The organism is Reichenbachiella versicolor, from assembly GCF_003171675.1.
In the GTDB taxonomy this organism is placed as follows: domain Bacteria; phylum Bacteroidota; class Bacteroidia; order Cytophagales; family Cyclobacteriaceae; genus Reichenbachiella; species Reichenbachiella versicolor.
Window position 1 is genome coordinate 1,145,444 of the sequence record NZ_QFZQ01000001.1, and the last position, 26,123, is coordinate 1,171,566.

23 protein-coding genes are annotated in these 26,123 nt (G+C 35.1%); 5 read left to right on the forward strand and 18 right to left on the reverse strand.

The genetic code is table 11. The features are described 5' to 3' along the window. Nucleotides 1-127 precede the first annotated feature (127 nt). The 5 genes from DKG80_RS04630 to DKG80_RS04650 all read right to left on the reverse strand — a co-directional run bounded on the left by DKG80_RS04630 (nt 128) and on the right by DKG80_RS04650 (nt 5,314). Entirely contained in the window at nt 128-2,185 is a 2,058-nt protein-coding gene (locus DKG80_RS04630) for a DUF3352 domain-containing protein (protein ID WP_109830105.1), read from the reverse strand. 9 nt (nt 2,186-2,194) lie between these two features. Continuing rightward, a complete protein-coding gene (locus DKG80_RS04635; RefSeq protein ID WP_109830106.1) occupies nt 2,195-2,977 on the reverse strand; it encodes an SH3 domain-containing protein in 783 nt (260 codons plus the stop codon). Nucleotides 2,978-3,103: 126 nt separating this feature from the next. Next, on the reverse strand, nt 3,104-4,123 hold the full coding sequence (locus tag DKG80_RS04640; protein WP_109830107.1) for an ABC transporter ATP-binding protein: 1,020 nt from the start codon (nt 4,121-4,123) through the stop codon (nt 3,104-3,106). A 12-nt stretch (nt 4,124-4,135) separates the two neighbouring features. Then, nucleotides 4,136-4,687 carry a DUF4494 domain-containing protein gene (locus DKG80_RS04645; RefSeq protein ID WP_109830108.1) on the reverse strand — a complete coding sequence of 184 codons (552 nt, stop codon included), beginning with the start codon at nt 4,685-4,687 and terminating at the stop codon, nt 4,136-4,138. 426 nt (nt 4,688-5,113) lie between these two features. Then, nucleotides 5,114-5,314 carry a hypothetical protein gene (locus DKG80_RS04650; RefSeq protein ID WP_109830109.1) on the reverse strand — a complete coding sequence of 67 codons (201 nt, stop codon included), beginning with the start codon at nt 5,312-5,314 and terminating at the stop codon, nt 5,114-5,116. A gap of 322 nt (nt 5,315-5,636) precedes the next feature. Between DKG80_RS04650 and DKG80_RS04660 the strand changes: the two genes are divergently transcribed. Further along, on the forward strand, nt 5,637-5,867 hold the full coding sequence (locus DKG80_RS04660; RefSeq protein ID WP_109830111.1) for a helix-turn-helix domain-containing protein: 231 nt from the start codon (nt 5,637-5,639) through the stop codon (nt 5,865-5,867). A gap of 165 nt (nt 5,868-6,032) precedes the next feature. Here DKG80_RS04660 and DKG80_RS04665 read toward each other — a convergent pair whose 3' ends face one another. From DKG80_RS04665 to DKG80_RS04715, 11 genes are all read right to left on the reverse strand, one after another. Continuing rightward, nucleotides 6,033-9,962 carry a hypothetical protein gene (locus tag DKG80_RS04665; protein WP_109830112.1) on the reverse strand — a complete coding sequence of 1,310 codons (3,930 nt, stop codon included), beginning with the start codon at nt 9,960-9,962 and terminating at the stop codon, nt 6,033-6,035. Nucleotides 9,963-10,117: 155 nt separating this feature from the next. After that, nucleotides 10,118-10,660 (reverse strand): hypothetical protein, encoded by a 543-nt coding sequence (locus DKG80_RS04670; protein ID WP_109830113.1) that lies wholly within the window; start codon nt 10,658-10,660, stop codon nt 10,118-10,120. Further along, entirely contained in the window at nt 10,647-10,874 is a 228-nt protein-coding gene (locus DKG80_RS04675; RefSeq protein WP_109830114.1) for a hypothetical protein, read from the reverse strand. Before DKG80_RS04675 ends, DKG80_RS04670 begins: the two co-directional genes overlap by 14 nt. Before the next feature lie 17 nt (nt 10,875-10,891). Then, the gene (locus DKG80_RS04680) at nt 10,892-11,146 is read right to left on the reverse strand and encodes a hypothetical protein (protein ID WP_109830115.1); all 255 of its coding nucleotides are present in this window, start codon (nt 11,144-11,146) and stop codon (nt 10,892-10,894) included. A 27-nt stretch (nt 11,147-11,173) separates the two neighbouring features. Beyond that, nucleotides 11,174-11,401, reverse strand: a complete 228-nt coding sequence (locus DKG80_RS04685) for a hypothetical protein (RefSeq protein ID WP_109830116.1) — start codon at nt 11,399-11,401, stop codon at nt 11,174-11,176. Between the two features lie 153 nt (nt 11,402-11,554). Next, entirely contained in the window at nt 11,555-12,058 is a 504-nt protein-coding gene (locus tag DKG80_RS04690; protein WP_109830117.1) for a hypothetical protein, read from the reverse strand. Nucleotides 12,059-12,087: 29 nt separating this feature from the next. After that, the gene (locus DKG80_RS04695) at nt 12,088-12,579 is read right to left on the reverse strand and encodes a hypothetical protein (protein ID WP_109830118.1); all 492 of its coding nucleotides are present in this window, start codon (nt 12,577-12,579) and stop codon (nt 12,088-12,090) included. A gap of 62 nt (nt 12,580-12,641) precedes the next feature. After that, entirely contained in the window at nt 12,642-14,216 is a 1,575-nt protein-coding gene (locus DKG80_RS04700; RefSeq protein WP_162555682.1) for a UvrD-helicase domain-containing protein, read from the reverse strand. Further along, complete coding sequence (locus DKG80_RS04705) at nt 14,209-16,119, reverse strand: ATP-dependent nuclease (RefSeq protein WP_109830120.1); 1,911 nt, start codon at nt 16,117-16,119, stop codon at nt 14,209-14,211. Before DKG80_RS04705 ends, DKG80_RS04700 begins: the two co-directional genes overlap by 8 nt. 148 nt (nt 16,120-16,267) lie before the next feature. Continuing rightward, nucleotides 16,268-16,831: a recombinase family protein gene (locus tag DKG80_RS04710; RefSeq protein ID WP_109830121.1), complete on the reverse strand. Its 564-nt coding sequence runs from the start codon at nt 16,829-16,831 to the stop codon at nt 16,268-16,270. 177 nt (nt 16,832-17,008) lie between these two features. Beyond that, complete coding sequence (locus DKG80_RS04715; RefSeq protein WP_109830122.1) at nt 17,009-18,196, reverse strand: HNH endonuclease family protein; 1,188 nt, start codon at nt 18,194-18,196, stop codon at nt 17,009-17,011. Nucleotides 18,197-18,379: 183 nt separating this feature from the next. Here DKG80_RS04715 and DKG80_RS04720 point away from each other — a divergent pair, with 183 nt between their 5' ends. Next, on the forward strand, nt 18,380-19,399 hold the full coding sequence (locus DKG80_RS04720) for a helix-turn-helix domain-containing protein (RefSeq protein WP_109830123.1): 1,020 nt from the start codon (nt 18,380-18,382) through the stop codon (nt 19,397-19,399). Here the strand turns inward: DKG80_RS04720 and DKG80_RS04725 are convergent. Beyond that, nucleotides 19,384-19,770: a helix-turn-helix domain-containing protein gene (locus tag DKG80_RS04725; protein ID WP_109830124.1), complete on the reverse strand. Its 387-nt coding sequence runs from the start codon at nt 19,768-19,770 to the stop codon at nt 19,384-19,386. The genes DKG80_RS04720 and DKG80_RS04725 overlap by 16 nt on opposite strands. Before the next feature lie 142 nt (nt 19,771-19,912). Here DKG80_RS04725 and DKG80_RS04730 point away from each other — a divergent pair, with 142 nt between their 5' ends. Genes DKG80_RS04730 through DKG80_RS04740 form a run of 3 tightly spaced genes read left to right on the forward strand, consistent with a single transcriptional unit; the run spans nt 19,913 to nt 23,607 of the window. Then, nucleotides 19,913-21,961 (forward strand): hypothetical protein, encoded by a 2,049-nt coding sequence (locus DKG80_RS04730; RefSeq protein ID WP_221409043.1) that lies wholly within the window; start codon nt 19,913-19,915, stop codon nt 21,959-21,961. Beyond that, the gene (locus tag DKG80_RS04735) at nt 21,951-22,643 is read left to right on the forward strand and encodes an AAA family ATPase (protein WP_109830126.1); all 693 of its coding nucleotides are present in this window, start codon (nt 21,951-21,953) and stop codon (nt 22,641-22,643) included. The genes DKG80_RS04730 and DKG80_RS04735 overlap by 11 nt, the downstream gene beginning before the upstream one ends. After that, on the forward strand, nt 22,618-23,607 hold the full coding sequence (locus tag DKG80_RS04740; protein WP_162555683.1) for a hypothetical protein: 990 nt from the start codon (nt 22,618-22,620) through the stop codon (nt 23,605-23,607). Before DKG80_RS04735 ends, DKG80_RS04740 begins: the two co-directional genes overlap by 26 nt. Nucleotides 23,608-23,659: 52 nt before the next feature. On the opposite strand, the gene DKG80_RS04745 is transcribed toward DKG80_RS04740, so the two are convergent. Then, on the reverse strand, nt 23,660-26,113 hold the full coding sequence (locus DKG80_RS04745) for a DUF3160 domain-containing protein (RefSeq protein ID WP_162555684.1): 2,454 nt from the start codon (nt 26,111-26,113) through the stop codon (nt 23,660-23,662). Nucleotides 26,114-26,123 lie beyond the last annotated feature (10 nt).

Sequence of the window (26,123 nt, forward strand, 5' to 3'; positions counted from 1 at the left end):
ACTAGTTAATGTAATAGTTTAAAAAGAAAAGAATCCATCAATCGCTTGAAGTAAAACTTCAAGCGATTTCATTAGCATTAAGGTTTTACTTTGAATACCTATAAGAACAACTTTAAAGAACAAATAATCAGTTCAATTGTCCCTTGCGATACTTTACTTTCTCTATCAGTTTTCCATTTTCGTCATAGTGCTTCCAAGTACCTTCTTTGAGGTCGTTTTTATACTTGCCTATGATTTTGATGTCTCCATTAGGATAGAACTCATAAAAAGCACCGTGCTTTTTACCATTCTTTGTTTGGTAGTCATATTTAGGGTTTCCATCTTCGAATAGCTCTGATTGATTTTCAGCTTCTAAATCCTCGACTTCAACCTCTGACAGGTTTAAATGCTCTGATGAAAAAAACGGATTGTTTTTAAACAACTGCAAACTATCAGGAACAGCAACAGGAGAGGAGGGAACTACATCTGTACTTTCAATAGATGCCATAATCGAAGTTTTATAATATCCTTTCTTAGCTGAAACTCTAAATCCAAACTGTGGTGTATGCTTGAGAATGTTACTTTTTTCATTGATATAATCAATCAACGATTTATCTATCATTCCATCTTTACTTTTCTTCAACAAGTCTAACTGGATATAGGTTAGTAAGTTATGCTTCTCACCGAGCTTTGAAATGAATTCTTGATAAGCTAATTCATCACTCAAAGTAGTATTATCTCGAACATGATCAATCACAGACATTAGTGCTTCTGGAGAGCTACCAAATATCACATATTCATCTATAATAGTGTAAAACGGCCTTTCTACTTTAGTAAACAGCTTGCCTAGCACTAGCTTAAACAATCCCTTTACTGCCATGTATTTGATTTCGTAATTCTGATAAGGGATAGTTTTGAACTTGACAGGTGATCGTCTTTTAATTTGCCGACTGAGAAAAGCCATCTTCTCATTGACCTGAGACTGATTTTTGCCTTTGAGTACGAATGCAGACTCTGACCGGCCATCCGTTTCTATCTGCAACAGAGCCATCTCATCATCAATCCATGATACTATATCTTCTTCAATATCAAAGTTCAAGAACTTTTGAGTCTTCTTAGCATAATACCAGTAAGCCTCATTAGCTTCTGGATCAGAGGTCAAACTCGTAAGAAAATTCTCATAAAACGAACTAAAAGAATCAAAGCCAATGCTAAAGAATACAGAGGTACTATTGGGTGCAAAAGTAGCTATATCTAACGTTCCTTCTTGGCCAGGTTTGAATAGTTTGAGATAACTTGAAGAGTCTATATTGTAGTTGGTAGCACCTTGAAGCAAAAAAGAGTTTTCATTAATGTCAAAATAATACCCTCCGAAATTAAGAGGAAAGTACTCTAAATACTCTTCAAACTCTTTGCCTTCTTCTGTACTGAGAAATGATTGGTAAGTTTCTTCATAATTCGTGTATATCCTCAATAATCCTTCATCGTAAACCTCTTTTCGCATACTGATAAAATCAGGATTACGAGATAGAGTAGGATTGTTGATTTCGTCTATTGCTTGTTCTACAAGTGAGTGTGTATATGAGGTGACCAGATAGCTGTCTACGAAAGTAAAACTGAATGAATCCTTAGACACTTTATCAATCTTCTCATAGATGGTATGTTCACCGTATTTCCTTTTGGTTACGTCACTTAGATTGACCATCCAAGTTTGTATCAAACCTAAGGCTTCTAAGTCTGCTATATAAAGAAGGTCCGACTGTTCGCGATAGGTTTGGTGTTGGGATATGTAAACTTTTCTATGGCCAAGTAGGTCAAGTGCCCTATCAAAGTTGGACAATGAGTTTTCAATATCTACGAGCATTCTACCATATTGTGCCCATTCCTTGTCTCTCTCCAGTATCTTCCAAATATTCGTTTGGCTAAGCTGAGACCAGAGCTTATAAGGTTTGTCAGTTTCTATGATTACCTGAGCATTTGCAGGTATAAAATCAAGGGGATTAATTCGAGGGCCGGTTGAGTCGGGATTGATGACTCGATAAGCATATACTCCAGCTATTAGCAACAGAACTACAATAAAAGACCAGATGATGATCCTCTTTTTTTTGTTCTTCTTAGGAGGGAGAGTTGACTTAGGTGAACCTTGATTTAAAGATTCACCCAAGTCATTCTGAGTTGATTCAGAATGGTTATCTGTATTATCCACAGCGGTTTATTAGTTGATAGTTAAGCTATCAGTAGATGTACTAGCTGACAACGAATCAGAATCAGTTTCTACCATTTCGGTTTCCTCTATCATAGGAGTAGCCCAAGCTTCTAAAGAATCCTTGATAAGTGAGTTGAATGTAGATTCAGTTAAATCAGTATTACTAAGTATGTTTTCCAACTCTTCTTTCTTCTTGCTATCATCTTTGATACTGAAAGCTTGAGAAGTGAATTTAGCACCGGCAATATCGATAGAAGAGTAAGAAACATTGTTTCCTTTGATCCAACCTTCGTCCATCCACTTGGCACCTGATCTTTTTCCTTTGACCTTCATCCAAGAATCTTGCTCTTCCATGACAGCCAAGATGTCCATTGGCTTGAATACTTTGTCCGTCTTAGTAACCAAATCAGGTCTTGAATAAAGTGTAGTTTCATTGACCACTACAGCCGCCTTAGCTTCTGGTACTATGAAATCTTTCAATGCCCAACCTTGAGTACCGTCATTTAATTCGACTAGGGTATAGGTACGCTTATTGGTAGAGTCTTGACCCAAAGACTTTAAAGATTCGCCCAGACTAATAGAAGCTAGAGACTTGGCTTTGGAGTCTGGTGATTTTCTAACTAAAATTCCGTCCCAAATACAAACTGCCTCTACAGTCGATGGTTTGGTTTCTTCGGCAGATACTTCGATAGACTCTGATTCGGTTTCAGAAGATGTTGATGACTTTTTTGATGAACAAGCTACAAACAGTAACGTACTGAATGCTAAGCCAATTAGACTTGATAATTTCATGTAATAAATTTAGTTTTAGTTAAACCCTTGTTATTCACTTTTTGAACAACTAGGAGTGAAGGCTCAAATATAGAAAGGTCTGACAAAAACTAAAATGACAGAGGTAGGGTCTGTCATGTATTCTGATTATTCTGAATAGTCAAACTTGATTTCTGTCCCCACTTCGAACTTCTCTTTCGAATAAATGGTAATCTCCTCTTGACTCATGTCACTCTCAACCTTATTCAAATAGTGAAAACCGTAGAATGTTGATTCCTTGACCTTCCCTGTATAAGTACCGTTATCAGATAATCTAATTTGCTCAGGTCTTACGAGTAGGGTAGCATCTTCTATTTTAAGAACATTGACAGGACCGAAGAAACCAGCTACATATTCATTCACAGGGTTTCGATAGATCTCCTCAGGAGTACCAGACTGTTGAATGATCCCTTCTCTCAATACGACTACTTTATCTGCTACAGCAAAAGCATCATTGGCATCGTGGCTTACGAATATAGTAGTCATGCCCAATTCGTCTAGCATAGTCATTAGATCCTTTCTGATCTCTGCCTTCAGTGGAACATCGAGATGGCTAAATGGTTCATCTAAAAGTGCTACGTCAGGTTCATTGGCCAATGCTGCACCAATAGCAATTCTTTGTTGTTGGCCACCAGAAAGCTCAGGAGGGAAGGCGTCTACTTTATCCTCCAGCTTGGTAAGTTTCAAGAGCTCTTTTACTTTGTCTTCTCGGAACTCTGGCTTGAATTCGTAAGTAGCAGATTTCAAGTTGTCATGGATCGTCTTGAACTGGGACAACTTAATGTTTTGATGAATGAGTTTAATGTGTTTATAGCCCGGAACTAACTTATCAGTAGGGCCTTCGATCATTTCCTCATCTACGTATATTTCACCACCGTCAGTGTCGAGGTGACCAGCAATTAGTTTTAAGAGTGTGCTTTTGCCAGATCCACTTTCACCAAGGATACAAAGGGTTTCACCTTCGTCCACTATGAGGGAGATATCATTGACTACGACTTTGTCACCGTAGGATTTGGATACACCTGATAGAAAGATATAGTGCTCCGAAACTGCCTTAGCTAGATCCGGAGCAAGTTCTTTCTTAGGTTCTGTACCACCAATATCACCGTATACACACTCTTCTACCATATTTATGTTTTGTTATGCGCCTTCTTCATAGTCTTCTGATTCATTGTCAGAAAACATTTCGTTGATCTCGTCTGTGACGTCTATATCAAACTTGGCTGGTTTTTCTTCCTCTATATCTTCGTCTTCTTCAGAATCATCTTTGTGATACGGATATACCTCTTCGATGTTTGTTTTGACGATAGAAGGGATCTCAAAAGGTACTAACATAGAGTCTAAAGCTTCTCCAACCTTAGTGTAGGCGTCCTTTACGTCTTCCGCATTTACTAAGTAGTAAGTATTGATTTTGATTTCTTTTTCAGTGTTTTCTGCAACAGTAGAGTAGGATACCTTGCACTTGTACCACCAATCAGCAGGCTCGAATTGCACCAATTCACCGATATTCGTTTTGCTGATATTAGAGACGGTGAATTCGCCAAATACATCACGCTCCATAGCTTCATAGATTCTAGACTCAGCCTCAGTATAGGTCATAGCGTCTACCAAGAAATTATCGGTAGTTAATTTACGAACGCCTTCGTCATTTTCTTTTTCGTATTTGACTTTACAGCTATACCAAGTTGCCATATCTAAGATTGTTTTAGTGTGATTGAAATAAAATAGTTCAGCGTCGCAAAACTAGAATCAAAATTCAAATGGAAATGACTTTCTAGAAATTCTTATCAACAAACTGAGAGATTGTCTGGCAATGGGGATTTGTTTTAGTTTTTCCCAATTGACAACTGGACCAGTGCTTAAAGTAAGTTCTGATGATTCATAACTTGCAGAAAAACAATAAGTAAAGTCAAAGTGATTAAATAGGTAGGCCTTAATCTTTATTTATTGAATTTAACATAATATAAATTATATAACATAATCCATGTTTATGTTAAATAGGTTTACAAATTGTTCAAAGCTCATGTATCAGATAACTAGAAATGTATATCGGACAATTAGAATTGTTGATTCTATGTCTTAAATCAAATTGTTCACACTAAACAAAACATTTATCATCTATTCGTTGTCTTCGTCTTCTTGCTTTGATCTATCAGAAAACTTTACAAAAAACGGATCATAGAATCTCAAGCTACCATCGTAAAGCTCAACTAAAGCTTTTGTTTCACTGTAGTTGTGATTGAACTGATACACGAATCGATGAAAATACCCTTTAACTTTTTTTCCTCCTTTGGAGACTATTACTGGTCTAAGACTCAATTAAATAAGATCATAAATCGTTCAACATTTTCTTTTTTAATTCAACTTCATATTTAGACTTCCAATCTTCAAGAATATGATACATTAAATCGGCCATTGGAATATTATAATGGCTAGAAATCCTCTTGTAAAATAAGTGTAAATGTTCATCGACATTAACTGTTCGATACTTTCCAATTCTTTTATTGGTACGCTCCTTTAAAAACTGTTCCAAATTCATTGCTCAAATTCCTCTTCTGAAAGCGTCCAATATATAAAAACTATATTACATCTTGCCCTTTAGGCTATGGTGTAGCCTATTGTTTAAAATCAACTTGCCTCTGTGATAGATGATGAAAAAATCATAGCGGCATTTGGGAAGATTCTAAAGGAACATCGAGAAGCTAAAGGGTTAACTCAAGAGCAATTAGCTCATGCCATTCAATCACATTCGACGCATATCTCTAGACTAGAAAACGGTCATAAGCAGCCAACTTTAATTACTATCTTTAAAATTGCAGCTTGTCTAGATATGAAACCAGTGGAGCTAATTTCGAAGATCAAATTTCAATAGTCACGAGCTTAAATTAAGCATTCGGATTTGTTTAAGCTTTCACCAATTTCTTCATATAAGCTTCTAGTTCTTCTTTCAGCATTCGTTTTGTGTATACAGTTTCGCACAATTAATGCTATTCTCTTATTGGTTTAGATTACCCTTATTTATTGATGATCCTCCAAGTTAATTTACTTTATAATTCATGTTGAGCATGATATGATATAGGATTGTATTTTTACCGTGCCTCGCCTTCCCCACCTTTATAGCGGATTCAACTACATTAAACTCATCACAAACATCTTCAACCTTCTTATCCTTCAGCTCAAATCCTTTTGGAAAATTACAGTTGGGAACAGTTTTTTCACAATAATTTTTCCATTTGGTATTGAATCCTCTGTGGGTACCTTGTGTATTGTATACTAGAATGGCGAAAGCCCTTCTATGATGGTAATAATTAAATACTTTGAATAAGTGCGATTGAACCAATTCTTTACTTCTTAATATAAAAGCCTCACACACCAGCATTTCTTCATTAGAGTCTTTTATTACTAAGTCCCGCTCACCAAGACTCTTATGAGAAGCTGAAAAAGCAGCTCTTGATTGATCAACTACAACCCATTTGAGAAAACTTAGCCTAGCGCCGAGAATCACCTGAATTAAGTCATTGTACTTATCTTCATAATGAACAGACTCTAAAGCTTTTACCTTATTCAACAACTCATTAGAAGATCTCACTATTTCTTTTACCATAAAAGGAATCAAGCCAGACTGATTATGGTAGTTAGAAGGCAAAATTTTCACTACGTTTTCTGGAGAATTCCCAATGATCTCTAAGTATGTTGAACCCATTTTTTGAATTGAGCTCTCATCATATAAGCCCCTCTTTAAATCCAACAATAACTTTGGTATGCTCCTTCCTCCTATCGTATGATAGTTGATACTATCTTCAATAAAACGTTTGGCTTCATCTCTATTTCCTAGTGTCAAAAGTTGTTCTATTCTCAATTCAATTACATCGAGGACAAATCGAACATTATCTTCCAGATTAATGAAGAATTTTTTAAAAGCATCATGATCAGATGTCTCTAAGTATACTTTGAGCTTATTTACAGCTATGGAATCCCTTATGTGAGTTAGGTCTAGTTTTGTTTCACTTTCAAAATCATCCCACTCTTTAAGTCCTTCACGATAGCCGCTTATACTCTTCTCTTTATCGGCCCAGCGTATCCTAGCTGCGAAACGATTAATCCGACTCGACACATTTCTTGGTTCAGACGAACATAATAAATTAAAGTCCTCATAGGCTTTTTTAGGGTCTATTTCAAGATTCATGAGACCCCGATAAAACGTTTCCGTTGCCTGAATATTCCTTTTGTCTGATTGTATCAACTTCTCTTTATTGGGAAAACTAAGGCTTTTCATTGTAGACCAATCCTTCTTTAAGTAGGCAAGTACACACTTTAGACGAAACGTAGATTCAAGTAAAGACATATCACTTTCTTTCTGTAGTTTGCTTTCCCAATGCAGAACAACTTTTTCACAGGATAGTGTTAACTCAGGTTCTTCAATCAAATTGTATAGTAACTCCTCAACCTCTTTCCACCAGCCTTCTTTTAGCAGTTCTTCGAATCTTTCTTCTTTAAGTTTATCAATGATTATAGCCTTTAGTCCTACTGTGCCTACCCACTTAAACAGTCTTATTACTCTTTTAAAATCCTTTTTATCATAAAAAGCCTCAATCAGATTTTCTTTATCAGAAAACAGCTCAAGTCGCCTTCCTAGCTCTGGAATAAGCGGTAACTTGACAACAATAGAACTACCCTCAAATAGAGAAGAATCAAATAGATGGGGCTCTCCTTCCCCATACCTTTTTATGTAATCTATCAACTGAATTTCTGCTCGATTTTTAACATCTACCTTGAGTTTGGAGTCAATATTAATAAGCTGTTCTTTTATCGAGCACTTCTCTATGATCAGCAATAAAATCATGAAATGACTTCTAATCCTGCTTAAAGAATCGACCAAATTAGGGTTATAAGACAACTCATCTTCATAAGTTTCAATATTGGGAGCAAGAATATCAGAGAACCAACCATATTCATGCATAACACACGCAGGATAACTCCAATCAATATATTGAAGCTTATCATTGGGACATACCCAAGTAATACTTTTCCCATTAGTATCCACTTGACTAGTAATAGCAATTTGATACTTTTTAATAAACAATTTTAAAACTTGCTTGAGTACATCTTCAGCATCTCGATATGATTGTCTTAAAAGACGTATAAGACTACTCAGAGCACCTAATTCAGCTAGAGGAAACCTGATATAACTCGGATTATGAATCCTGTATGAATTCCATTGATTAATTCTGTCAAGGAGTTTTGGGGTGATTAACGGTAACAGAAATTGATTAGAGCCTGATATGTTATAACCGTGCAGAGGACAATTTTCAATTAGATCCAGTGTGATTTTTTCTTTTTGACGGTCAAAACCTACTCTATTTTGTTTTTGCTCAAAGGTTAAAAATGTAGAATTGTGTTCATATTTACCCTTGTAAAGTAGATAATATATTTGGGATATGATTAGTGACCTATCCTCTAAACTAAGCGTAGTCTTCTGCAAGTTTGAATTAAGTACTAGCCTAACACCCTCTGACCACAACCTCAACTTTACATCTCTATCTTCCTGCAATAAGAGTTCGTCTAACAAGCAAAGCCCCAAGCAACAAAACTTTTCTGTCGACAAAAGGAAAACTATTAGTTCTGGTCGATTATGGCGAATAAGTAAACTTGTTTCTCTGAGTAAATGATTCTTGTTTAGTCCAGCGCAGAATAACTTAAATACATTGGCATATTTCGAGTATTTAATCCCACTATTTACATAAGGAACATTAGAATGTTGCTTATCTAGCAGGATAACTAAAAAAATCAAACTATTTAAATAGTTACGACTTGGAAAATCGTATTCATTAATACCGTATTGATCATCAATATAACTTGTATGGTAATACTTAGACATTGCATCCTCAGGTATTTCCATTAGCTCCTTTGGAACTTCTATATTGAATCTTTTATACGGGGAGTCTCGATGATCTAGCCACCTTTTAATAAAATCATCCTTTTCATCTAATAAGTCCTCTTCTTTGGTAACTAGAGATATTGCAGCATGTATAAACCGTTGGAGAGAAGTGCTTACAATATATTTTGAAAAGTCGATGTAACCATCAAGTGAAGAGGTAAACATAAGCCATACCCTAACTCTCTCTTCATCATTATCAAAAGAATCATCTTGTATGAGCAGCTCCCAATATTGCCCTAATATTTTCGATTGAAATGGTGTAGAAAAATGAACCCCCTCACCCTGAAACTTAATTTCATACTCCTCTCCTAAATCCTTGAAGGAATATTCTGAGATTAATTCGTCTAATGATGGAGTACTGCTAAAAAAGGATTGGTGGTTATCAAAGATTTCTACTAGTTGCTCTTTCTTAACTGTTATTTTTGACCTTTCATGATTTAACAGCCAGCTTAAAAAACCTAGTTCGTTCCAATTATCAGTAAGTAATCTAAAAAAATTAGGGTTGTTGAATTGATGTAATCCACCTTTAACTTGGAGAAAACTGAAGATTCCCTTTTTATCGACTTCCTTTCCTTCATTATCTACATAGGCTTCAATTGATTGATTAATTTCTTCTTTGCTAAAAGCTGTCTTACCCAGCTCATTTTCGAGTTGCAGCAAGAAAATTATCTCCTGTAATTGCCCTTCTCTTTTTTTATGTTCTCTTGCCAACGATGAAACCCCTCTAGATACCTTAACCCACCCCAATACTGTTCTGAGCCAGTTTCTTTCAAACAAAGAATCTAGGTCTATCACCACATCTCGCTCTTTACAAAAGGAATCCTTGAAATGTTCAACTTGATTCTTACTAAAAAAAGTACCTTCAACACGAGATACCATTAGTAACCTTGAAAAGAAATGTGTATTACCCCAACGAATGTCTTCTTCATCAGTCTTTGATAGAGAGTAAGGCACCTCTTTTTTAGCCTTCAATTGTTTGATTTGGGAAATCAATTCTTTCTCCGATAGATCCTGAAGATAGTTACTCATTTTTCGACTTATTTTACAGTGCTTGCCAAATTGGGTTTATAGTTCGACAATGATTTGAGGGTGATCTTTGATATTTTAGCTATTCCAGATTTACGCTATAGTGAATGATGAACATTGACTTTTCACCTGCTCATGATCTAGGTTTTTCGAGATTATTATTGTCTTCCCAATATGGGATTAAATCTATCCCTTAGCTTCATTTCAACATAGGGCATAATGAAATCGTAATTGTTAACAGCAACTTTTAGGAAACGTAACCTAAACCTTTCTTTATACATGTTCTTTCTAGCTAGCAATTTTAACGCTGTTGTTGGTTTCTTTAATTCAATATTTAAATGACTATGAACTCTCCGTCCAATATCCTTCGATCGACCTAAATACAGAGGCAACCATCCCGAGAGGGTATTTTCGCGATGGTAATCAAGCCTTATCTTTCTACTATTCGGAGTAAAATTTCTTCGGTATTCATCATCCTGCCACCTTTCCAAGAATTCTGAAGACCATTCATCAAAACTATCAGGCACACCCATGTCAATCTCAAATAAGTAGATGCCTGGGAAATTCAATTCGTTAACATTCAATTTACTAAACTGAGCAAGTTTAAACTCATCAAATATTCGCAAATTGACCTTTGAAATTTCGTTGTCAATTTTATCCTTATAGAGGTCAATTTCAGCATCTATTTCATGAAGATTCATCAGCTTCGTTTTGCAGGACTTTTACAATCTTCATTGACATATCAATTTTGGTCTGTAAAGCTTTTAGGTCTTCTATCTGTGCCCTGAGTCTTTGACAGACTTCAAGTTCGATATCAGAAAATTTCTTAACATCTGCATTATTTTGAACATTGATATCCAAATCCAACTGAACTAGCTCGTCAATTATACCTTGAATTCGATTTTTAATATTCATTGCATATACCTTTCATATTACTTTAATTTTTTCAACAATTGATTTATTTCCGAATTTGAATGGCCTATTGAGGTAAGTAATTCATCAAATTCATTGATACAGCCAATGATTGCTGCCCTCTGATTTCTTTTGAGAAGAGTTTCTGGATATTTAAGCTCTCCTGCTACTCCTTCAAAGCGAGGTTTCCAATCAGCATCATAATCTAATCTCAACCCAATTGCTTTATTAATCATAGCTTTTTCACTCTGTGTGAAAACAATTGACTTTCCCATTTGTTATTTGTTCGTTTTGTTATCTTACTACTTTCTCATTTCTTTATCGCTCAAATCGCTTCGATACCTCTTTCCATCTTTCCCAAACGACCACACATTTGAAACCTCTCTCAGTTCAGATATTTGCTCATCACCTTTTTTTACTTCTTGCTTAGTCTTCCTTCTGAACTTCCTGTTAGCTTCTCTTTTATCTTCTTTCTCAGAATCTGTACTAGCTATTCCTTGAATTTTAGTTTTCTTTCTTGACCTACTCATTTCATTAGTAGTTTAATCATACTTCTGATTCCGTCACGGAATCTATGTAATCAAATTTTTCTTTAACAATTGGCCCTAACCAAAGTGCTAGAAGCCCAATGATAATAAGTGCCACAATCAACAATATTGTATTTAAATCCTTTTTCATTAGAATTATGATACAACAATTTGACCTGCATTCTTGAACACCTTAGTGCACACTGCTCTAATTCTACCACATCCAGCGGGTAAGACATTTACAACAGTTAGATCATCATTAAATTCGTAGCTTCTATTATCTGCATCGTTAGACTGAAAATTTACCTTTACATAATTATATTGCTCTGCTCCACTCATGCCGTTGAATCTATTATTGCGTGAAATATCTCCACTGTTGTGAGTCCAAGCATTCCTGACAATCTTCATTGATTTTAAGACTTCTATTAAAGTACCTCCGTAATCCTCTATCCATTTGTTAGAATTTATATCAGAATCATTCAGGACGTTTTCACAATAGGTCATACTCGCAATTAAGACCGTATTGTTTGGAAAATGAGGATTATTCTGCAAGTAAGCTTGCCTTCTATGAGTATCCTCACTAACAAATTCTGCACCTTTTGGTATCCCCAAACTTATCAATTGAAAGAACATTCTATGTTCGTAGCCTTCTGTAATCATTTGTTTTGTGAGTCTAAAGTTGTGTATTACTATTTATAGACTTTCCATGAATTTTCTTCCCAGAACTGACTATTGTGATATAGTGAGGTTACTGAATATGGTAGTGATTTTTTCTTCCCGTAGTTGAGTATAACTATGTCTTTCTCCATATTAAGGTTTTGAATGTTGCTAGAATTATAAGCAGGTGTACAGTAGTGTATTAATAGCCTTTCTGCTTCAGCTATATCACTTGACCAATTTTTCTTTCTTGTCTTTTCAACACCTCCAAGTCTACCAACGTAGATATTCAACTCAGAAGATTCCCACTCGAACCAATTGTTTCTATGCTCCATCAACCGTGTACTAAAAAGCCTCTCTTGAGCCTTTCCTAAATATAGAAGACTGTCTGAGCCATAAACTTCATGGTGACCATAAATTTGATAGATTCCATAATCAGAAGATTTATTTAAACTTTCAATATCACCTATCTTCAATGGCCCATCCCAAATAACCTCAATAATTTTAATATTGTTCTTAGTCATGTTCGTTTCGTTTTGAGAAACTGTTTAATCAATAAAATCTTTGGGAAGCAAACAATCTGAATTCAGAATAACGATTCAATTTTAGTTTGAGCATTGAGTTCACCACCCACGATATAAACATTAAGCGATGTCAAAATATTTCTTGTGAATTCTGAAATCTGTTCCAAACAACCAATACATAATAATTCTTCTGCTCTGCTAAAAGCAACATAACCTATCCTTGGATAGTCTGTATCCTCCTTACCCCTTTTTGTTTCTCGAATGGTTTGATCAATAGTAAGCCAAAGTTTTAGTTCCTCTTCTGTTTTTGCAATAGTTAAAACTGCTTTTGCCTCTAACCCTTTAACCTGATGAATGTTACCAACTAAAGTAAATTCCTTTGAGTCAGTGTTCTCCACTCTATATTTAAGACCATTAATGTTAATTGGAATTTCTGTTTTAACTGTAATTCCAAAGTTTTCCGTGATAAATTCAAAAAATGAAGCCTCATTTGTAATTCTTCCATCGCTCAAGGCAATCATAGTTTCAACACAATATTGTCTAAGCTTCATATTACTGCAATCATTTTTTTTACAAAACTCAGACTGTGTTAATTGTGCAGATGCAAGAATTGTATCTTTTATGGCATTCAAAGGTGTAATAGCTCCATTTTGGTTTGGAGATACAGATCTACCTTCTAGTACACTCTCAATTCGTCTTATTACATCATTTTTTTTTGCAATTATGCAGCGATCATTCTCTTGTATTTCAAGGTTTTCACAAATTGCTATAAATCGTTCTACAATTGGTTTTGTATCAGTATGCTCATCAATAAATTTTATGTCATGCCCTTCATCATCACTATATGGTAATTGTTCGAAAAAATCAGAGCCGTACTGGCGTTTATTAAAATTATTAAGGAACGTTGTAATTTTTTTAGAACATCTTCGGTTTGTTTGGTTAATGGAAAGATCATATACGTTAGTCCCAGCAGCTCTGAGTATTGGTATACGTGTATAATTCTTAATACTAGAATCAAAACTAGTTATGTATTGTTCTGGGTCACCTACAATATAAATCTCTGTCTTCTTCTGTTTTCTAAGAATTTCCAATACTTCATAAACCTTGTTATTGGTATCTTGAAATTCATCAATGAACAAATACTGTAATCTATCTGCAACCAATTCAGCAATTTCCTTTACGGCCATTGATTGAGCAGCAATATTTAAGGTTTGATCAAATGATATATATCCCTGCTTATTTAAACTATTCTTAATATTTGCTTTAACAATGCCAGATTCTTTTTGAGAATAGGTTTTACCACTATCCTTTATATGTCGTTCAAAGACAGCTTTCAAAGAACATTGAATAAATCGCTTCTCTTTCCCTACCTCTTCTTCAGAAAAAGAACCAAAAGGAATTACAATAAACCTATTCATAAAAGCATGAATTGTTCCAATAAATAGATTCTCAGGTATTTTTATCTTCTTAGAAAGCCGTTTTCTGATATTATTGGTAGCAGAATTAGTATAGGTAATAACAACCATGTATTTAGCCGGTGACAAATATGGTAATGCACCAATTATGGTTTCTACCATATTATGAGTTTTACCAGCACCTGGACCGGCTATTACCAACCTTGGCTTAGGGCTAGGCATCAGTTGAAGATTTAGGTTGCTCAAGAAATTCAAAGCCGTTAATAATATATTGTGGAACAGCAAAATCTTCATATTCTCCTGAATCGAGAGTAATCATTAATTCATATGCAAAAGAGGATTTATGCTTTTCTATAAGTCCAAAAAACGCTTCTACATCAATCAGATCCCCATCATTTAAACTTTCAACATAGGCTTTACCTGAATTAGGTCTTACCTTTTGAACAACCAGCTTCAAACATTCAGCACCAATACCTTCTTTATTAACCTCTATCAGATCTTTTTCAAATGTTGAAAGTACCGTCTTTTGTATTTCAATTACATCAACATCATTATAATCATTAATTAAATCCTCAGCCCTGTTTTCAGTTTTTGTGCCTGTATCACTATCAGTTAAAACAAGACATTTTTGAAAGAATCCATTTCTTACAATTTCAAGAAAATTTCGAAAAGCAAGACCATTTACATTAATGAGGCAAGTGCTTTTAGCTTCTATAGTTTTTCCAAAGTGCAGCTTATGAAGAACAGGTATCACTAGTTGTTCAGAAATACCCTCTACCAAAAGAATTTTCCTAGAATAGAACATATTAGTATTGATAGCATCAAAATACTTTTTGAGATATTTTAATTCCTTCGCTTTTTCATTTGCAAATCCACCAAGTATATAATGAGTTTCAACCTTATCTCCATTTCTATATAATGCGACAGTATTATCAAAATCAATTTTTGTAGTTATGTAAGTGGAATGCGATGTTATTACTACCTGTAGATCCTTTCTGTCTTCTTCAGCACCTTCATTTTTCATCAAGTTTTCAAAATTTTGGGCAAGATGATTCTGCAAATTGGGATGTAAATGTGCTTCTGGTTCTTCTATGCCTACTACACGCCAATAAACTTTTTTAGATAGATTATTGTCCTCTAAATAAGAGAGCATTAGAGATATGAATAGCAAATTGTTTCGACCAGTACCATTATAGTCTATCAGGGTTGCACCAGTTCCATACATCAAGCTTAGTTTCTTTAAAAGATCCGAAACATTTGGCATTGAAAAAAGAAAATCAACTAGATTGTTTTCGTTCTCTGTTTCAAGGGAAATTTTGTCGAGTTGGGTAGATATACCTGTTTTAATTTCTTGCAGAGCTGGGTTATTATCAATGGCCGATTGCAGATTTGCTAACTCAGCTTTTAATTCTTGATACTCATTTTCTTCCTTTGAATTAAGAACTCTAAATAATAGTCTTCCGCTACTACTAGCACTTAATTCTCTTTTCGCATCTCTCAAGGCATCAAGTAACTCAAATTTTAATTGATTAAGATGATAGTTACTAGCATGACTTCCACCTTCTTCCCCACCAGTAATACTATAATAGTATTTAGAAATCGGAAAATTGATAAGATTCAGTTTTTCATTATCACCCAAATTGTCGAAAGTAGTTTGACCTTTATCTGCAATAAATTTTGTAATAAACTCTCTTTGTTGTGTTACTTCTTCTACAGAATTAAAGTTCGAAACAGGACTAAAAGTATATGTCAATTTAGCTTCAGAAAACGTACCACTTTCACTTTGTGCACACATCCAGTCTCCAATAACTGAGCTTTGTTCTCCTGTCCAGTCCTTTAACGTTGCTTCAACCTTAATGGTAGGATATTCAATTTGGTCTGGAGCACAGCCAGTATCTAGAATCTGTTGTTTTAGTTGTTTAACTACATCAGTATTAAAATCGGATGCTTCCAACGACCTCTTTTTAAAAAACGATACATCTTGACTGAAAATTAAACCAATAGCATCCAACAAATTTGACTTACCAACATTGTTTTCACCAATAATTAAGGTTAACGGTTTTAGATAAATTTCAAACTCTTTGAAATTTCGATAGTTTTTAATCTTTAATTTAGAAATGTACATACCAAGCTGTTAAGAAAAAAAGCTTGAATGTACATGCAATTTAGAAATGAAGCACTTCAAGCCCAATCTCAAAATGCTGCCTTTAACAATTAACTATGCAAAAAGTTAAAATGCAACGAACATTGATTTTAATCACTTAAACTCTATGTCATTTTATCCCTTCATTCCTTAAATACTGATACAGAGTTGATCTGCTAATGTTCAATGATTTGGTAATTTCGGAAATTGGCAAGTCTCTTTGATAAAGAGTTACTGCAGCCGCGGCTTTATTCTTGTCGTAAGATCCCTTTGGCCTGCCTCCTTTTTTTCCTCTAGCTCTTGCAGCTGCCAAACCATCCTTAGTCCTTTCACTTAAAACTTGTACTTCCATCGCTTTGAGGATAGCTATGATTTGAAATACAGCTTCTCCCATCGCCGATGTGGTATCAAAGATACCCTCTTGAAGACTCTTGAACTGGATTCCTTTCTCTTTGAAATCTGAAAGTAAGTTAATCAACTCCTTAGATGTTCTTCCAAGTCTGTCAAGACTATAAACGACCACCATATCACCCTTTCGAAGTTTAGAAATGAGCTCTTCTAGTTTCGGTTTCTTCTCAGAGCGTCCGGACAGCTTTTCTGAGAATACATCTTCGCAACCTGCTTTGGCCAAAGCATCAATTTGAAGATCCAGATTCTGTTCCTTGGTACTCACACGAGCATATCCGAATATCATTTATTAGAGTTTGATTTAACCATAGTAAGGTAATAAATCAGAATTAGAATTCACGAACTAGTTTTTCGAACTATAGAACCCTAATTAAAGGGTACCTTTCAATGCCCATTTGTGAAATTCGAAAAATCGGTCGTTTTATCATACTCACTTAATACTTCAGTTGAATGCTATGATTCTTTATCCGCATACTTTATAAATCCAATCTTTGCATTGTTTTGCCGTCCAAACATCACCATCCTTCATTCTAATTCGGTCTTGAGTGTCTGGAATTCTCCACAGTACGTTAAGCTCATTATCTGGGGCTTTAAAACTTTCAAAAGATTGATTTTCGACTGTGTCAGGAATTAGCCAAAATTTGATGTTGTTTAATTTCTTATCCAGACATATAACAGTACTCCCGTTATAGTTAAATGAGTACTCATTTCCAGTACCATTATTTAGGTCATATCTATTTGAATAGTTAAGGAGCCTATTCCAATTATCACGAGTTGTTGTTAATAACTTGTAATAATCAGAGTCCTCTTTTCTCTCCAAACCTAAAACATCAACGAATTCCTCAAATTCCTCATAGAATTTCTTATAATTGGTTGTGAAATCATCCAGCACATGGACAAGGTCTTGAAATTCCTGTAATTTAAGATGGACTGCATTTGATTCTATGACTGTAAATATCCTCGTATCGTTATACGAGTTTCCATATTTGATTATGTCGCTGATACCTTTGGATTCCTTTTGTTTAATTAATGACATGATTTGATAATGAGTCAATGAAATCATTGTTTCAATATTTTTAAACTCTATCACGCAATTACCTATTTCATCAAATTTTGATGGTAAGTGACCATTCATTGCTAAAGTCTTTTGAGAATTCCATAGATGATGAGTATCGTATAAATCATTTCTAAGTGTCAATTTTCGACTAACTTCAAACTCATCATGTTTTCTGATAATTTCAGTTGAAACAGGTTGATCAAATTTCCACTTTTCTTGCCAATATTTCTTTAAAGCATTTAATTCCTCGTTTTTTTCAAGTCTTTTGAATTTCTCTATTTCATCAAGAACTTTGAATTTCTTTTTTCTTGCCAGTTCAATAAAGAAGAATTCTGCATTCGCAGATAGTGGCCGGCTTCCTTTCTGTTGATTTGGTCTTTTTGTAGTTGGTAGAAGGTTTTCTAATGAATTGATCTGGAAGTTTTGGTCGAGATCATATTTCACAATCTTTTGATCAATCATAGCTTGAATCGACTTTCGAGGAATTATATGGTCAATTTGAAGATTGTCAAAATTATCTATTCTATGACCTGTATAGGCACACCTTTGATCATAGGCTTTCCAAACAGCATATCTAATTTCCGTTTTCAACATCTATTTTTGAATTAGTAAGTTGCGAATATATGCACCTCCAACTTCTACTTTTTCTTATCTGAAATCTATGGAATCACGATTTATGTACCTCTTCTCTATAGGATCGTTTTATCAAACACTTATTGTATAAGAATTATAATTCAACGTATTTGATTTTAGTGTCCAACTTAAAATTCAAAAGTTATGTCTTTAGCTATAGATAGTAGCTGGGAATTTGAGCCCAAAAAGTATATCCTCGAAACAGCAGTTCCAATTCTTAAATCCAGATTCGATATGTCTCAGAAATTGGCACTTGATGTATTAGCTAAGTCTTTGTTGTTCGAATCAATTAATGATTTTTATGAAGAGTACACACCAGATGAAGATGGATATTACTCAGATAATCAACTTATTTTTAGTGAATTTGTATTAGCTCAAAAACTGAACTTATGTTTTGAAGAAGCATATAGGCTCAAACAGGATTTGGACTACTTCTATTGTTATCACTCAGGTATTTCTGCAGGTAACATCAATTTTGCCAATTTCGGCTTAATGAAAACCTACTCTTATCAGATAAATCAAGGTAATGAAGCTAGACTTATGTTTGACTATCCACTTGGATTTTATTGTAGAATCCACAATCAAAAATTTGAATTTGATTCGGGTAGAAGGTTTGATATCGAAGCTCTGTGGTGTGATGGTTTTAGTTTTCACTACTCTAACTACAACAATTATTTTGTCAGTACCGAAAATATGCTACTATATGTGAGAACAATTTTAGAGATTTTGCTTTCATATAACCATCTTGTAATAAGCAACCTGGTTGTTACAAGATGGTTTAATCATCATAATTACTTGTACACTTATCTCATAGACAACTTTGAGACTCATCGTACCTATGTAAATTGGAAAGAAGGTATAGATGAACATGGACTGTTTATTCCGAAAGGCAGTAAAAGTTTAGAAACTAAACTAGGTTTAACCAATCCATTACAGGAGTTAGTCTTAAATAAAACAACTGGGTTTAGTCTAGGACAAAGGCTTCAATATTGGATGACTAATAAGTGCGTTAATCAAAAAGAGCTTTCAGTATTATCTCAAATCACTACTAGAACAATAAGAGATTTTCTCAAAGACGTACGTGATCCGGATCTATATACAATAAAAAAAATTTGTACAGCACTGAATATCTCTTTAGCGAACTTCTTTCAAGAAGTGAAATAGTCTTGTGAATCATATGAGTTCAAAAAGTTAGAGCCTTTCTTCATAAGGTGTAATTGAATAACTCTTCTCATCGATTCTATAACAAATCTTTTTTCTTTTATCGGAAGTGTTTTGCACTCACTGAAACAAGTTTCTAGAGCCTCATCATCTTTCGAATAGTCGGTTTGATCCCCAAAACAAAGCCATGAACTTGATACCTCAAGGGCTTTGGCTAATTTGTCCAAAATTATAACCGATGGATCTTTTAACTGGCCGCTTTCATATCTACTCACAATACTTTTGGTAATTCCACTTTTGATAGCTAACTGGGGTTGAGAATACCCTTTTTTTATTCTTCTAAGTCTAATTCTTTCGGCAATTTCCTGAAGCATGAAAATAATGATCCTATTCGAGGTCAAAATAATTAATTATTGACTCAAATGATCCCAATAAGGATCAGCGGAAACAGATTTCCGCCTGACTTTTAGAGTATATCTCTAATTTGAGTCTTCCTCAAATAAGACCACTATGAATATGTCAAAAAGCATTCTTACCGTTAATGTTGAATTTATAAAGCGCTTATTTTCATTATCAGACTTAGAAATTCAGAGCAATATCTATTCAAGTTTAAAATCAGTTGAAGAACAGGAATGGAGAGTATCTAGTCGAATTTCAATTCATTATCCTATTCGAATTGTTGTTAACTCATTACCAAAGAAATACAGGAAGAGTGTTTGCTCAAAAACTCAATCAAACAAAGAAGAATTCTTTCAGGAACCTGAAGATTTAGCTTCTTACAAAGAACTAGATTTAAGACTCAGACTGAGGTCAAAATTTCTCGAAAATCCAGATATAAATTTTACAACCGAGTTATATGAATACTGCATTTCTGAAGAAGATAGAATGGCTCTTTACAAAAAGATTGAAGTGTTTGATTATTGTATTTCAATTTCATCTACAGACAGGGTCACATCAAAAGAGCTTTGGCGAGCTCTCATGTCGATTGGCCTAGACTACTATAAGAATGAGTGTTCTTTTACACGAAAACTCAAGGAATTCAGATCGAATGGACCATCTGTTTTTCTTCATGCAGGACGTGGCGCTTCAAAACCATGGAAACGAAAATTGACACCAGCACATACTGCCAAGATTTTGGATTTGTACAATCAAAATTTTGACAGTCTTCAAATTACTGAAAAACTCAAATCATATTGTGAAGAATTTAACCTAGCATATATATCCAGATCAACCGTAAAAAGTATTATAGGGCACCCAAGGAATAAGGTGATTTGCGGATTAGGCAGAAATGGATCTGCTTATGTGAAGAACAAGGTGATTTCTTTCATTGAGAAGAAAAAGCCCGAGTATAAACTTCAAGTTGTTGAATGTGATGGGTCAAGATTACAACTCCCCTATCAGAGAACAGATGAGTCTAAATGGAAAATAGGATATCTCACCTTATATATAATCATGGACGTAGCATCTAACAAGGTGATTGGCTATTGGGTAGATGACTTTGAAAACAAAGACATGGTATTTATGGCATTTTATATGATGCTTTCAACTTTCCGATATCTACCAGCTTTTATACGCATAGATCGTAGTTCCACACATCAATCTGATCGGTTTAACATCTTTCTAGAGAGAGCAAAGGAATATGGCATGTCGCATAGAATATGCTACGAACCTAGAGAGAAAGGAACAGTTGAAAGTTTCTTTCACTGGTTTCCTGAAAAGGTATGTAAGAAATACCCTACATATACAGGTCTTGGTCCCTTGATCCATTCTTGGGATAAAAAGCCTAGTCCTGAACAAATAGACAAAATCGAGAAAAGTAAAACACTTCCTAGCCGATCCGATCTAACTTTTTTCATCCCTCAATTAATTGACCAATGGAATCAGCGTAGAAATTCAACAAATTCGATGTCTCCTGATACTATACATGAACAATTAAAGTATGATGCAGCAAAGCACATTACAAAAGAGATAATAGCTCAATTCACCTGGAAACATAAAACCAGAAAATCATTTACCCGGAATACTATCCGAATAGGCAGTGGTGATAATATCAGAAGCTATAGATTGGAAAGTAAAGAAGCCATCATGAACTGCTTCGAGCAACCATTGAACATTTATTATTTGGACTCTGAACCTGAACATATATTCGTTTTTAATGAAAAAGGTGATTTTGTTGAAGAGGCTTATAAAAAGACCAAATACCTAGATGATCCCATCCGAATTTCAGACCCAGAAAATCAAGCTATGTTGAAAGAAAGCAACGAAAACTATGATTTGATTCGGGAGATTAAAAAGGAGATAAAACAAAACAATTCACTGATTCTTCGAAAGAAGAAAGATAAAATACCTTTTTCAATCACTACCGGCTACCTAGCTGATAAAGAGTTGCAAAATAATGTTGTAGATGAATTCCTACTGGAACATTCTGAACCGAATACTAGCAATTCTACCACAAAAGATAAATTCAACACAGACAGCTCAGAACTTGATAAGAATATTACTAGTACCAAGATTAAAAGAAGGTACAAGCATAAAAAACAAAACATAATTAGAGATGTGGAATAAATATAAACTAGCCCCAATTAGTTCATTTAATATGATTCAAGACAACATGCACGAGGCTCACGAAAAAAAACAGCTAATGGTAATAATAGGTGCGACAGGATTCGGTAAAACCGTTGGTTTCCATCATTATATGAATTACACAAATTACAAATGCTATTATACTCAAATCAAGCCAGCGGAAGCAGCAAAACCGTTCTTTTATAGGCTGAACGACTTGATAAATGAACGTGATATAGGAATGGATAATTACCGTTCGTCGTCGAGTCTTAATTGGCTCATTGAAAAATCTTCTTATGATTTTCTCAACAAGAAAGATAATCCCATGTTAATTATCGATGAAGCAGGAAATTTCAAGAAAAATTCTCAGTCCTATCTAAGGCAGGTATGGGATAATATAAAGGGAAATTCAGCTATGATTATTTCAGGTCCAGATAGATATGATAAGAATTTAAAGACATGGAATAGGGATCTTTCTACCGGTATTCCTGAGCTAGTTTCAAGAATCAATAATTGGAAATATGTGCCAGCACCAACTTATGAAGACATAAAACTTATTTGCCTAGAAAATGAAATAGATGATAAGAGAATAATTAAATTCATCTATGAAAACTCTCATAACCTTAGAAATGTGAAAGATTATGTATTAGCATACCACAATGGAGAGTTGCCTTATGACAGTTGAAAACTCAGTCTTAGATAATACTTACATTTATCTAGTCATATGTCCACTTTCGGGTAATGTTCTACACATTGATTATGGCTATAAACCCAAAATAAGTTCCCAGATAAAAAAATCTACTTTTTATGGTGAATGGAGAAACTCAATGAAGGTAGCTAAAGAGAAACCCATCTATTTAATAATAGATCATGTTAAGGCTAAAGAGGTAGGTTTTTGGCTTGAATATTATGAAGGTCTTTACAGTACTTGGGGATTTGAATTATGGAACTCTAAGGTTAAGGATCAATTAAGAACTGCATTCGTGCGTCGTTCAAACAATATTGTATATCATTTGGTTGATAACATGGATAATATCGAAATTTCCAATCACGTATATAATTATGGTCACTTAATTCAGCTTATTGGAAGCTTATTAAAAATCAAATTTATTGCTAGAGAACTTGATGAAATGACGGTAGTGATAATTCTATGTTATTTCTATGGAAAGGATTTGCACCATTTCATATCGAAAAGCATGGGGGAGTTAAGAGACTTAATTCTCTATGGAACACCTCAAGACAGTCCTCTTTACTATGAAAAATTAGACCAATTTATTTTGGACTATGTAAAACAATATTCTTTCGGTAAAAGCCTTACGAAAGCTTTCGAAAATAAGATAAACTCTAAGAAGCTTGACAATAGACTAAAGAACGTTTCTAAATATTTTGGTTACCAAATAGAGATTAAGTACTCTGACCATCAGACATTATCCAAACTTATGATGTTCGAATTAGCAGAAACTTATGGGGTAGAACAAAAACATCTTGAATCAGCAATCCAATCCTCAAAAGGTTACTTACAATACATGTTAATGACTAACAATAGTAAATCGTTTTATCTGGATAACATTCTGTTTTTTAAAGAAGTTTTTAGCCTAGATATTAAGAAAAAAAGAGTCTATAAGACTCTTTTAAATAAATGTTATTAAGCCAGTGTGTAAATATAGTTTGCTCTTCTTCTCTTATTGAAATTGATTGTTATCAGTAGTAACTGAGTTCCTCAGAATACCTGTATTCCATTTGGCCTTCTGGGGATCTGACGGCTCTGATAAGTGGTGCGATCCACTCTGGCCTTTCTGGAGTTTCTTTGACTGAAGCAGTTCTTCTCCATTCTTCATCGTTGTAGATCTCTCCCTTGAATTCGTAGTATGAGAAAACTGAACCTCTGGCTATCTGATATTCTCCATTGATCGGTACTACAACATATATATCGTCAGCATGACCAACTGCTACATTCAAGTTGGTGCCATTGTAAATGTAGACATCCGTGATCAAAGCCATCGACTTTTCACGCTCTGGAAGGTGATCCGTTTCTAGTAGTCCAAGTAGCGTATATTCTATTCTAGCTCCTATTCTGAAGAGGTCTTGATTCAGTTCATCGCTTAGCCTTTTGCCCGCCAGCTGCATCTCCGTGGCTTTCTTTAGATCAAAACCAATCTCTTTGATGTTGGTTAGCTCTGATTCAAAAGAGTTCTCAAAGTACAGCAGTTTTTCCAACCACTTGACCAAGCTCAGAGACTCGTTCCAAAACTCAAGGTTTGGCTCTACGTAAGAATAGTGCTTTGGAGGTCCAGGCCCACCACCTTGCCCCGCTTCTGCGGCATAAGGCTTCTCTTGATACAGTACCAAGTCATGCTTGATATGCGCCCAAGAAGAAAGCATTGTACTCAATTCCTTTCTGTTGTAGGCGTCAGACTTCATGAAGTCAGGATACATATCTTTTTGATTCATAGCACTTAGCGCTGTCTTCAAGCCTTTCATGGCATAGCTTACCTCCCATCCATTGAATTCGTCAAATTGCTCTTGAAGCTCTTTCAGTTTAGGCTCGTATTCCTCCCAATATTCGCCATCTTTATATTCTGACAAAAGAATCTTTTCAGCAGTAGTGTCTCTAAATACCGCAGGAACATCCAACCCTCTCGGAAATGGTCGCTTGGAATCATTTCCATCGATATGAACAAACTTAGAAAAGATCTCACCACTCACGCTGTAGGTACTCGATAGGAAATAGACCCTTTCGGCCATGCGGTCTGGAGTTCGGAACTTAGGTCCAATATTCTTCTTTATCCTTTCTTTGTTGAGCTCAGAGAGTTGCTTTTGAATATTGTCCAGCGTATTGATATCCAATGCATCTTCTATATGATCTATATCCTCTATAGCCGTAATGATGTCTCGAATAGAAAGGTTAACCTCCTGTCCCGCTAGTTTCTCTACTATATCGACATAATTCTTGTAGTTAGCATAGATCTTCTCATTAGACTTGATCACAAAGGCTAGCGCCACCATGGCTCTGAATTCAAAACCATTTTCTAGTTTCACACCATTCAAGCTCATCCACTTAAAGGCTTTGAAGTATGACTTTAACTCTTCACTTTTTGTGTAGTGACTACGTGGTTTAAGCTCTGCATAATCCACATCCATATTTTTAATAAAGAGTGGTTTACCCTTGGCTTCCATGGCTCTTTCAAACTCCGTAGCAATGATCTCTGTATCACTGGACGCTGCACCAAACAGTAAAGAAGAACCTATTTGACAGTATGTATCTACCCATCCTATGGTTTCTTCTAATTCTAACCTTTGATAATTAGGAAGCTCCTGTCGAATATCGTACAGCAAATCATCCAGCTTATCTCTCATGTAGTTTTGCTCCAGTTTTTCTAAGAATCTAGAGAAGTACTTGTGTAAGATGTATAGATATAGATCCGTGGTGATGTAGTGAGGAATAAACTCATACGCATTGCGATCATAGACATAGAACGGCATCTTTCTATTGGCGTCTAGGATACTGAAATTGTTTTGGACCAGGTCATTCTTAAGCTCGGTGGGTAGCTTTTGAAACTGCTTTTCATTGACCACCATTTCATAATTGTAGAAGTCAAGCCCTTCCCTATTGACCGTGCTAATACTATCCTTGCGCAGTTTCTCCTCATTGAGTATTCGCTTCACAAGCTCTTGCTCCTGACGGTTCATGACGATCTTGAACGTGTCCACATCAAAAATTGGACGATACCACTTGAATCGATTAAAGTACCCCCTCAGGAAAGGATCATTAAACAAATAGCCATTTCGAGCAAAGACTTCGTTTCTCAAAAGTCTAAGATCAGCATAGGACAACGAAGACAAGTCTTCTGGTACATTCAAATCTCTAGGCGGCAAATAGGGTAAGTCCTCCATGTACTCGTAATACTCCTCTATGTGAGGTAGTTTATAGAAAGCCTGTAAGTATTCCTTAGACTCACTGACGATGACTGTAGGCCCTTGAGGGATCTCTTCAGGTTCCGTTTCTGGGAGCTTTTCTTCTACCTTCTCAGTCTCTGCTTTAGTGGCAACCGGTTCGGCAGCTTCTGGTTTTTCTTTTTTGCTTCCACCGCATGACGCTAATATCAAAACAGTGCATAGTGAAGCTACATACAGGCGTGGGGAGAATAAGTTCATAAGGCTAATC

Coding starts and splice junctions, on each gene's coding strand:
- DKG80_RS04635 (WP_109830106.1), bottom strand. CDS start 2,977: ATGAAATTATCAAGTCTAATTGGCTTAGCATTCAGTACGTTACTGTTT.
- DKG80_RS04640 (WP_109830107.1), bottom strand. CDS start 4,123: ATGGTAGAAGAGTGTGTATACGGTGATATTGGTGGTACAGAACCTAAG.
- DKG80_RS04645 (WP_109830108.1), bottom strand. CDS start 4,687: ATGGCAACTTGGTATAGCTGTAAAGTCAAATACGAAAAAGAAAATGAC.
- DKG80_RS04665 (WP_109830112.1), bottom strand. CDS start 9,962: ATGAGTAACTATCTTCAGGATCTATCGGAGAAAGAATTGATTTCCCAA.
- DKG80_RS04670 (WP_109830113.1), bottom strand. CDS start 10,660: ATGAATCTTCATGAAATAGATGCTGAAATTGACCTCTATAAGGATAAA.
- DKG80_RS04675 (WP_109830114.1), bottom strand. CDS start 10,874: ATGAATATTAAAAATCGAATTCAAGGTATAATTGACGAGCTAGTTCAG.
- DKG80_RS04680 (WP_109830115.1), bottom strand. CDS start 11,146: ATGGGAAAGTCAATTGTTTTCACACAGAGTGAAAAAGCTATGATTAAT.
- DKG80_RS04685 (WP_109830116.1), bottom strand. CDS start 11,401: ATGAGTAGGTCAAGAAAGAAAACTAAAATTCAAGGAATAGCTAGTACA.
- DKG80_RS04690 (WP_109830117.1), bottom strand. CDS start 12,058: ATGATTACAGAAGGCTACGAACATAGAATGTTCTTTCAATTGATAAGT.
- DKG80_RS04695 (WP_109830118.1), bottom strand. CDS start 12,579: ATGACTAAGAACAATATTAAAATTATTGAGGTTATTTGGGATGGGCCA.
- DKG80_RS04700 (WP_162555682.1), bottom strand. CDS start 14,216: ATGCCTAGCCCTAAGCCAAGGTTGGTAATAGCCGGTCCAGGTGCTGGT.
- DKG80_RS04705 (WP_109830120.1), bottom strand. CDS start 16,119: ATGTACATTTCTAAATTAAAGATTAAAAACTATCGAAATTTCAAAGAG.
- DKG80_RS04710 (WP_109830121.1), bottom strand. CDS start 16,831: ATGATATTCGGATATGCTCGTGTGAGTACCAAGGAACAGAATCTGGAT.
- DKG80_RS04715 (WP_109830122.1), bottom strand. CDS start 18,196: ATGTTGAAAACGGAAATTAGATATGCTGTTTGGAAAGCCTATGATCAA.
- DKG80_RS04720 (WP_109830123.1), top strand. CDS start 18,380: ATGTCTTTAGCTATAGATAGTAGCTGGGAATTTGAGCCCAAAAAGTAT.
- DKG80_RS04725 (WP_109830124.1), bottom strand. CDS start 19,770: ATGCTTCAGGAAATTGCCGAAAGAATTAGACTTAGAAGAATAAAAAAA.
- DKG80_RS04730 (WP_221409043.1), top strand. CDS start 19,913: ATGTCAAAAAGCATTCTTACCGTTAATGTTGAATTTATAAAGCGCTTA.
- DKG80_RS04735 (WP_109830126.1), top strand. CDS start 21,951: ATGTGGAATAAATATAAACTAGCCCCAATTAGTTCATTTAATATGATT.
- DKG80_RS04740 (WP_162555683.1), top strand. CDS start 22,618: ATGGAGAGTTGCCTTATGACAGTTGAAAACTCAGTCTTAGATAATACT.
- DKG80_RS04745 (WP_162555684.1), bottom strand. CDS start 26,113: ATGAACTTATTCTCCCCACGCCTGTATGTAGCTTCACTATGCACTGTT.